Consider the following 8,483-nt stretch of genomic DNA (forward strand, 5'->3'; position numbering starts at 1 on the left):
AGCCATGGAGATCCGCGCCAGCACGATCCTGCCCGCCGACCGCCGCCCCATCACCCTGCACACCGCCGACGGGCTGGAACTCGTCGGCGAACTCGCGCTGCCCCAGGACCGCCCGCCCGTCGCCACCCTGGTGTGCCTGCACCCGCTGCCCACGGCCGAGGGCATGATGGACAGCCACGTGCTGCGCAAGGCGTCGTTCCGGCTGCCCGCGCTGGCCGGGGTGGCGGTCCTGCGGTTCAACACGCGCGGCACCACGTCGCGCCACGGCACCAGCCAGGGGGAGTTCGGCGAGGGCGAGACCGAGCGGTTCGACGTCGCCGCCGCCATCGAGTTCACCGAGTTCGAAGAGCTGCCCGCGCCGTGGCTGCTCGGCTGGTCGTTCGGCACCGAACTCGCCCTCAAGTGGGGGTGCGACCCCGAGGTGGTCGGCGCCATCCTGCTGTCGCCCCCGCTGCACCGGGCGGGCGACGCCGACCTCGACACCTGGGCCGCCTCCGGCAAGCCGCTGGTGGCGCTGGTCCCCGAGTTCGACGACTACCTGCGGCCCGACGCGGCGCGGGAGCGGTTCGCGCGCGTCCCGCAGGCCGAGGTGATCGGCGTCGACGACGCCAAGCACCTGTGGGTCGGCGAGCCCTACGTGCGCCGGGTCCTGGACGAGGTCACGGCGCGGGTGGCCCCGGCCGCCCACCCCCTGCCCACCACCTGGGACGGCCCCGCCGAACGCGACACCGTCTGACCCGGCGGTCGACCCCGGCGGCCGGCCCCGGCCGCCCGGGACGGCCGCCGAACGGCGACGGCCCCGGTCCGCAGCAGCGGACCGGGGCCGTCGTGTTCAGCCGTGCGGGGCCGAACGGGTCACTCCTGCCACCAGTCCTCGTCGTCGGAGCCCTTGCCGGACTTCGCGGCGACGGGCTGACGGGTGGACTCCAGGGCCGCCGGCTGCTCCTTGGGAGCGGCGACCGGGGCCGGGGCGGGGGCCGCCGGGGCGGCCATGGTGTCGCCGCCGCCCAGCAGCTGGCGCAGCTGCTGCAGGTGCGACTGGATGCTGTCGCGCTGGCGGGTGAGCTCGTCGACCTGCTGCCGGGCCGCGGTCATGATGCGGTCGGCCTCGGACTTGGCGTCGCCGACCAGGTGCTCGGCCTTCGACTTCGCCTCGGTGGTGATCTGCTCGGCGTTCTTCTTGGCGTTGCCGACCACCTGCTTGGCGTGCTGCTCGGCGTCGCGGCGGGTCTGCTCGGCCTGCGCGCTGGCCTTGGTGGCCCGCTGCTCGGCGCTGGCGGCCCGCTCCTCGGCCTCGGAGACGAGCTTCTGGGTGGCGGCCTGAGCCGCGGCCAGCCGCTCGGCGTCCTGGCGCTCGGCCTCCTCGCGCCGGCCGGCGAGCTGGATCTCGAACTCGGCCTCCTCCTGCGCGCGCTTGGCCTCGCTCTCCTCCAGCGTGCGCTGCGCCTGGGCCCGCATCTCGTCGGCCTGGCGCTTGGCGGTCTGGAGGGTCTCGTCCCGCTCGCGCTTTGCCGAGGCGCGCGCCTGCGCGCACTCGCGCTCGGTGGTGGTGCGCAGCTTGGCGATCTCGCCCTCGAAGGTGGCGCGCTTCTCGGCGATCTCGTGGTCGACCGCGGAGCGCTTCTTCTGCACCTCGCGCTCGGTGGTGGAGGTGAGCTCGTCGGACTCGCGCCGGGCGGCGGTGCGGATGTCGTCCGCCTCGCTCTCGGCGCTCTGCCGCATCTCGTCGGCCTCGCGCTGCGCGGTGGTGCGGAGGTCGGTGGCCTCGTTCTCGGCCGCCGCGCGCATGTCGGCGGCCTCGATCTTCGCGGCGGCCTTGATGTCGTTGGCCTCGGCGCGGGCACCCTGGACGAGCTCGGTGGCCTGCTCCTCGGCGAGGCGCAGGAGCTGCTCGATGCGCGCGCCCAGCCCCGAGTAGGTGGGCCGGTCCTGCTCCTGGAGCAGCCGCTTGGCCTCGGTGAGCTCGTTGCGGCTCTGCTCGACCTCCTGGCGCGCGTGGTGCAGCTCCGCGTGCTTCTGGCTGATGTAGCTGGTGACCTGGTCCCGGTCGAAGCCGCGCAGCACCACGTCGAACTCGGTGGCCTGGCTGCCTTCCTCGAAGAAGTTGGTGAGCTGGGTTTCAATATTATTCGGCGACATGTGGCGGAATCCTGAACGGGTGACGAGACGGCTGCATTACGGGTGTAGGTGTCGAGAGTGGGCGCGGGGTGCGGTATCGGGGTCCGCGGCCGCCGGCGGCCGGATCCGGCGGGGTGGTCCTCCGGGGAGGCTACTCCGCGGGGACCGGCTGCGCAGGGGAGTTCGCTCCATTGATGCGGAGCCGTGGTCAGCGGACACGGGGACACCGTACGCGCCCGACCCGACTGGGGTCCTGTACGGGCGGGGACAGGGGCAATAGCCAGAAAACCTGGCAGCTAGCAGACTTTATCAAGCTCAACCCCCCGGGGAAGAGGGTTCCGGGCATTTCACCGTCTGTTCGGCGCCGACGCGGGCGGTCGGACGTGCGCCGACGCCCAAGGTGACGGTTGCATTACTCCTGAGTCAGGTCCGGCTCACCTCCGGCCCCGCCGTGCGCCGCGGCCTGCACGAGTTCCGTCAGCACCCCGCCGCAGTCCTTCGGGTGCAGGAACACGATGCTCGACCCCATCGTCCCGGGCCGCGGCGCGGCGTCGAGCACCCGCACCCCCCGCCCGCCGACGGCCGCCGCCGCGCCGGCCACGTCGCCCGTCCCGAAGGCGATGTGGTGCACCCCCTCGCCGTGCCGGGCGAGGAACCGCGCCACCGGGGAGTCGTCGCGGACGGGCTCCAGCAGCTGCAGGTAGGTGGCCCCGCCGTCGTCGGTGCCGTTGACCCGGAGCATGGCCTCGCGCACCCCCTGCTCCTCGTTGACCTCCTCGTGGGCCACCTCGAAGCCGTAGGTGTCGCGGTAGAACGCCACGCTCGCGTCCAGGTCGGCGCAGGCGATACCGATGTGGTCGATTCGGGTCAGCACGGTGGTCGGACCTCCCAGGTTACCGGCGTGTATGTATCGTGGCAGAGCAGGACCGACGACAACACGTGGAGGCCCCCCAATGCCCGGTTCCGTCATCGTCAGCGGTGCCCGGACCCCCATCGGCCGGCTGCTCGGCTCCCTCGCCGGGTTCGGCGCCGTCGACCTGGGTGCCGCGGCCATCCGGGCCGCCCTCGAACGCGCCGGCATCGGCGGCGACCGGGTCGACTACGTCATCATGGGCCAGGTCCTCCAGGCCGGCCAGGGCCAGATCCCGTCCCGGCAGGCCGCCGTCAAGGCCGGCATCCCCATGCACGTGCCCTCGCTGACCATCAACAAGGTGTGCCTGTCCGGGCTCGACGCCATCGCGCTGGCCGACCAGCTCATCTCCGCCGGCGAGTTCGACGTCGTCGTCGCGGGCGGCATGGAGTCCATGACCAACGCGCCGCACCTGCTGCCCAAGTCGCGCCACGGCTACAAGTACGGCTCCATCGAGGTCCTCGACGCCACCGCCCACGACGGCCTCACCGACGCCTTCGACGGCGACTCCATGGGCGCCTCCACCGAGCGCCACAACGCGCGCCTGGGCATCGGCCGCGCCGAGCAGGACGCGTTCGCGGCGCGCTCCCACCAGCGGGCCGCCGCCGCCATCAAGGACGGCCGGTTCGACGCCGAGATCGTGCCCGTCGCCGTCCCCCAGCGCAAGGGCGAGCCCCGCCTGTTCACCGAGGACGAGGGCGTGCGCCCCGAGACCACCGCCGACAGCCTGGCCCGGCTGCGCCCCGCCTTCGACGCCGACGGCACCATCACCGCCGGCTCGTCCTCGCAGATCTCCGACGGCGCCTGCGCGGTCGTGGTCATGAGCCGCGCCAAGGCCGCCGAACTCGGCTGCGAGGTCCTCGCCGAGATCGGCGCGCACGGCAACGTCGCCGGACCCGACAACAGCCTCCAGTCGCAGCCCTCCAACGCCATCCGGCACGCCCTGCGCAAGGCCGGCGCCGACGTCGCCGACCTCGACCTCATCGAGATCAACGAGGCGTTCGCCAGCGTCGCCGTGCAGTCCGTCCGCGACCTCGGCGTCTCCGAGGACATCGTCAACGTCGACGGCGGCGCCATCGCGCTGGGCCACCCGATCGGCGCCTCCGGCGCCCGCATCGCCCTGCACCTCGTCCACGAGCTGCGCCGCCGCGGCGGCGGGCTCGGCGCGGCGGCGCTGTGCGGCGGCGGCGGCCAGGGCGACGCCCTGCTGCTCACCGTCCCCGGGGCCTGACACCCGCCCGGCGGCGGCCCGTTCCGCTCGGCGCGGAAGGGGCTGCCGCCCCGGCCCGGTCCTGTCTAGGGTCGGGGACATGAGCGACACCCCGCCCCCCGGGCTCGTCTCCGCCTCCGACGGCCGCCTGGCCGACCTCCAGCGGCGCGCCGTCGCCGTCGCCGCCGGCGGCGAACGGGAGATCCTGGAGACCTTCCTCGACTACCTCCGCTACGCCGTCGTCCGCAAGATCCGCGGCGTACCCGAATCCGACGCGCGGCACCGCCCCCTCGGGTCCGCCACCAGCCTCGCCGGGATCGCCGTCCACCTCACGCTGGTCGAACGCAACTGGTTCCACCGCGTGCTGCCCGGGCGCACCTGCGAGGAGGTCGGGCTCGACCTGTCCGACCCCGAGGCCACGTGGACGGTGCCCGAGGACGCCACCGTCGACGGCGTGCTCGCCGAGTACGAGCGGGTGTGCGCGGAGTCGCGGGCCATCGCCGCCGGCTACGCGCTCGACGCCACCGCCGTCCACGAGGAGCTCGGCCCCACGTCGCTGCGGTGGATCCTCGTGCACATGGTCGAGGAGACCGGGCGGCACGCCGGGCACGCCGACATCCTCCGCGAGCGGATCGACGGCGTCACCGGCGAGTGACCGCGCCGGCCGGTGCGGCCCGCGGCCCCAGCGGATCGGCCGCGGGCGGCACCGCGGTGCGGCGGTCCGCGTCGGCCGAGCCCCGGTCGGGCAGCCACAGCACGAACGTGCTGCCCACCCCCAGCTCCGAGTGGACCGCCGCCGCCCCGCCGTGGCTCTCGGCGATCTGGCGGACGATGGCCAGCCCCAGCCCCACCCGGCGCTCCTGCGACGGCGGCCCGGCCGGGGCCGACCGCGGCCGGCCGAAGCGGTCGAAGATGCGGTCCTGGTCGCCGGCGGCGATCCCCGGCCCCTCGTCGCGCAGCGCCAGCCAGCCCCACCCGCCGCGGCTGCCCGTCGCCAGCTCCAGCGCGGAGCCGTCCGGGGCCAGCCGCACCGCGTTGGACAGCAGGTTGTCGACCGCGCGGCGCAGCGCCTGCGGGTCGCCCGCCACCACCGGCCCCGGCGCCAGGCGGCGGGAGAGCGTCAGGCCCCGCTCGGCGGCGAGCACGGTGTACTCCTCGGCCGCCTCCCCGGCCACCGCCGCCAGGTCCACGTCGACGTCGGCGAACGCCGGCGAGGTGCGCCGGGCCGACGCCAGCAGGTCCTCCACCAGGCTGGTCATCCGCGAGATCGCCCGGGTCACCACCATGCCGGCCTGGGCGCGCGCCTCGGGCGAGGAGTCGTCGTGGGCGAGCACCGCGTCGACGTTGGCCTGGATCACCGCCAGCGGGTTGCGCAGCTCGTGCGACGCGTCGTCCACCATGCGCCGCTGCGCGGTGAAGGCGCCCTCCAACCGGGTGAGCATGTCGTCGATGGTGGCCGACAGCGCCCGCAGCTCGTCCTGCGGCCCCGCCAGGCCGATACGCCGCGACAGGTCGGTGGCCGAGATGTCCCGCGCGGCCGCCGTGATGTCCCGGATCGGCCGCAGCGCCCGCCCCGACAGCCACCACCCGGTGGCCAGGCCGGCGGCGAGCAGGCCGGCGAGCGCCACCACCGAGTAGTCGCGCAGGTTCTCCAGGAGCTGGTAGTTGACCGCCGCCTCGACGCTGCGGATGTCGGCGGCCGCGAACTCGTGCCCCTCCTTGACCTGCCAGGCGCCGTCGGCGTCCTGGTACACCTTGCTGACCGTCACCGGCCGCAGCGGCTCGGCGTCGAGGGTCGCCGACAGGGCGAGGTAGATGCCGCCGAGCACCACCGCCGCGAACCCGAACAGCACCGCCGAGTACGCCACCGTGAGCCGGAACCGGATCGACTGCGCCCACAGCGGGCCCCGCCCACGCCGCCCCCCGTCCGTCCGCGTCATGCGCCCGCCTCCGCCCGCAACCGGTAGCCCCGGCCGATCACCGTCTCCAGCGCCGGCCCCTGCCCGTCGGCGGCCAGCTTGCGCCGCAGCGTGCCGACCGTGACCCGCACGCTCTGCGTGAACGGGTCGGTGTTCTCGTCCCACACGTGCTCCAGCAGCTCCTCGGCCGAGACCACGTGCCCGGGGCGCGACATCAGGTAGCGGAGCACCCCGAACTCCTTCAGCGTCAGCGACAGCTCCCGGCCGCCCCGGGTCACCAGGTGCCGGGCGCTGTCGAGCCGGAGCCCGCCCACCTCCAGCACCGCCGATCCGCCCGTGACGTCGCGGCGCAGCAGCGCCCGCACCCGCGCCAGCAGCTCGGCCAGCGCGAACGGCTTGGTGATGTAGTCGTCGGCGCCCTCGTCGAGGCCGCGCACGCGGTCGGCCAGACCGGCCCGCGCGGTCAGCATCAGGATGCGCAGCTCGGTGCCCGACGCCGCGGCGACCTCGCCCCGGCGCACCGCCCGGCAGACCGCGAAGCCGTCGGAGTCGGGCAGCGTGATGTCGAGGATCATCAGGTCGTACTCGGTGACGGCGAGCTTCTCGGCCGCCTCGGCGGCCGTCGCCGCCGCGTCGACCGCGTACCCGGCCCGGCCCAGGCCGCTGCGCAGCGCGCTGACCAGACCCTCTTCGTCCTCCACCACCAGTAGTCGCACGGCCTTACCCTAACCGCGCCGGGAAGCCCGGTGGCGTGGGGCTTTCGGTGGATTTTCGGTGCTGTTTCACGGCGTTTTCGGCCCCACCTGGTGTCCTTGGGCCGCCCCTCCCGGACCCCGAGGGGCACCCCCAGCGAAGGAGACCCCCCATGGCCGTCCCGCCCAGCCGCGGCCGCCTCGCCCTGGCGGCCGCCACCACCGCCGCCGCCGTCTGCCTCGTCGTCGCCGGGGCCGTCGTCGCCGTGGGCGCCGAGGGACGCGCCGGCGAGCCGGCGTACGTGGACCTGGTGGTGCGCGCCGCGCAGGACGACGGCGCCGAGCGCCACCACGGCACCGCTGGGCGCGACCCGGCGCGCGGCCACGTCCCGGGCGGCTGACCGGGCGGTCCGGGACCGCCCTCGGGCGGGGCCGGCCGGGCGGGCCGGGCCGTACCCGCCCGGCCGGGCCAGCGCGGGGGCGTGCGGCGCTCCCCGGCCGGTACTTGCGATACTCGGGCGGACCGGGACCTTCGGCGCCGAGGAGCCACATGGACGTCAGCGAACTCGTCGACCGCACCGTGCGGGGCGACCACCGCGCCATCGCGCGCGCCATCTCGCTGGTGGAGAACGGGGCACCGGAGCTGCGCGCGATCATGGCCGGCCTGGCGCCGCACACCGGGCGGGCCCGGGTCGTCGGGCTCACCGGGCCGCCCGGGGTCGGCAAGTCCACCACGACCGCGGCCCTCGTCGCGGAGCTGCGGGCGCGCGGCGCCGGGACCGCCGTCCTCGCGGTCGACCCGTCCTCGCCGTTCACCGGCGGGGCGCTGCTCGGCGACCGGGTGCGCATGCAGCGGCACGCCGCCGACGGCGGGGTGTTCATCCGGTCGATGGCCAGCCGGGGGCACCTGGGCGGGCTGTCCTGGGCCACCCCGCACGCGCTGCGGGTTCTCGACGCCGCCGGGTTCGCGGTCGTCCTGGTGGAGACGGTGGGCGTGGGCCAGGCCGAGGTCGACATCGCCCGGCACGCCGACACCACCGTGGTGCTGTGCGCCCCCGGGATGGGCGACGGCGTGCAGGCGGCCAAGGCCGGCGTGCTGGAGATCGCCGACGTGTTCGCCGTCAACAAGGCCGATCGCGACGGCGCGCACGCCACCGTGCGCGAGCTGCGGCAGATGGTGGGCCAGGCCGACCGCGCCGAGGGGGAGTGGCGGCCGCCGATCGTCAGCACCGTCGCCGCCGACGGCACGGGGGTGGCCGAGCTGCTCGACCGGATCGACGCCCACGACGCCCACCTGCGGCGCACCGGGGAGCTGGAGCGGCGGCGGCGGGCCCGCGCCCGCGAGGAGGTCGAGGCGATCGCCGTGGGGGCGCTGCGCGAGCGCCTGGCCGACGTGCACGGGCACGCGGCGCTGGACGCGCTCGCCGACCGGGTGGCCGCCGGCGGCACCGACCCCTACGCCGCGGCCGACACCCTGCTCGCCGCCGTGGCGGACGCCGGGTGAGCCGCGGCGCCGGGGCGGAAGTCCGTTCGCTTGCGGCGTATTCGGGACACGGACGGCCGTCCGAGTAGTTGTATGGAACGTGGACGAGTCCCGGAATCGGGACACGCCGCACGCCGTGCGGTTGCGATTT

At 75.2% G+C, this 8,483-nt stretch carries 9 protein-coding genes; 5 read left to right on the forward strand and 4 right to left on the reverse strand.

Going from position 1 to position 8,483, the window contains the following annotated elements; all coding sequences use genetic code 11:
- Positions 1 to 4: 4 nt before the first annotated feature.
- The gene (locus NT8_RS13220) at positions 5 to 736 is read left to right on the forward strand and encodes an alpha/beta hydrolase (RefSeq protein ID WP_067968476.1); all 732 of its coding nucleotides are present in this window, start codon (positions 5 to 7) and stop codon (positions 734 to 736) included.
- A 119-nt stretch (positions 737 to 855) separates the two neighbouring features.
- Here NT8_RS13220 and NT8_RS13225 read toward each other — a convergent pair whose 3' ends face one another.
- Positions 856 to 2,139, reverse strand: coding sequence for a DivIVA domain-containing protein (locus NT8_RS13225; protein WP_067968479.1), 1,284 nt, complete (start codon positions 2,137 to 2,139; stop codon positions 856 to 858).
- Positions 2,140 to 2,530: 391 nt separating this feature from the next.
- Positions 2,531 to 2,992 (reverse strand): methylmalonyl-CoA epimerase, encoded by a 462-nt coding sequence (gene mce / locus NT8_RS13230; RefSeq protein ID WP_067968480.1) that lies wholly within the window; start codon positions 2,990 to 2,992, stop codon positions 2,531 to 2,533.
- 79 nt (positions 2,993 to 3,071) lie between these two features.
- Between mce and NT8_RS13235 the strand changes: the two genes are divergently transcribed.
- Together NT8_RS13235 and NT8_RS13240 are read left to right on the forward strand one after the other, a co-directional pair.
- A complete protein-coding gene (locus NT8_RS13235) occupies positions 3,072 to 4,259 on the forward strand; it encodes an acetyl-CoA C-acetyltransferase (RefSeq protein WP_067968484.1) in 1,188 nt (395 codons plus the stop codon).
- A gap of 79 nt (positions 4,260 to 4,338) precedes the next feature.
- Positions 4,339 to 4,893, forward strand: coding sequence for a DinB family protein (locus NT8_RS13240; protein ID WP_084468901.1), 555 nt, complete (start codon positions 4,339 to 4,341; stop codon positions 4,891 to 4,893).
- Here the strand turns inward: NT8_RS13240 and NT8_RS13245 are convergent.
- Complete coding sequence (locus NT8_RS13245) at positions 4,880 to 6,178, reverse strand: sensor histidine kinase (RefSeq protein WP_067968487.1); 1,299 nt, start codon at positions 6,176 to 6,178, stop codon at positions 4,880 to 4,882. The two genes, NT8_RS13240 and NT8_RS13245, sit on opposite strands and share 14 nt — an antisense overlap.
- The gene (locus tag NT8_RS13250) at positions 6,175 to 6,873 is read right to left on the reverse strand and encodes a response regulator transcription factor (protein WP_174549568.1); all 699 of its coding nucleotides are present in this window, start codon (positions 6,871 to 6,873) and stop codon (positions 6,175 to 6,177) included. Before NT8_RS13250 ends, NT8_RS13245 begins: the two co-directional genes overlap by 4 nt.
- Positions 6,874 to 7,022: 149 nt before the next feature.
- Between NT8_RS13250 and NT8_RS13255 the strand changes: the two genes are divergently transcribed.
- Entirely contained in the window at positions 7,023 to 7,250 is a 228-nt protein-coding gene (locus NT8_RS13255; RefSeq protein ID WP_067968492.1) for a hypothetical protein, read from the forward strand.
- Between the two features lie 149 nt (positions 7,251 to 7,399).
- Positions 7,400 to 8,353 carry a methylmalonyl Co-A mutase-associated GTPase MeaB gene (gene meaB, locus NT8_RS13260; RefSeq protein ID WP_067968495.1) on the forward strand — a complete coding sequence of 318 codons (954 nt, stop codon included), beginning with the start codon at positions 7,400 to 7,402 and terminating at the stop codon, positions 8,351 to 8,353.
- The last annotated feature ends 130 nt before the right edge of the window (positions 8,354 to 8,483 follow it).

This window comes from Nocardiopsis trehalosi NBRC 14201, from assembly GCF_001552555.1.
Taxonomy (GTDB): Bacteria; Actinomycetota; Actinomycetes; order Streptosporangiales; family Streptosporangiaceae; genus Nocardiopsis_B; species Nocardiopsis_B trehalosi.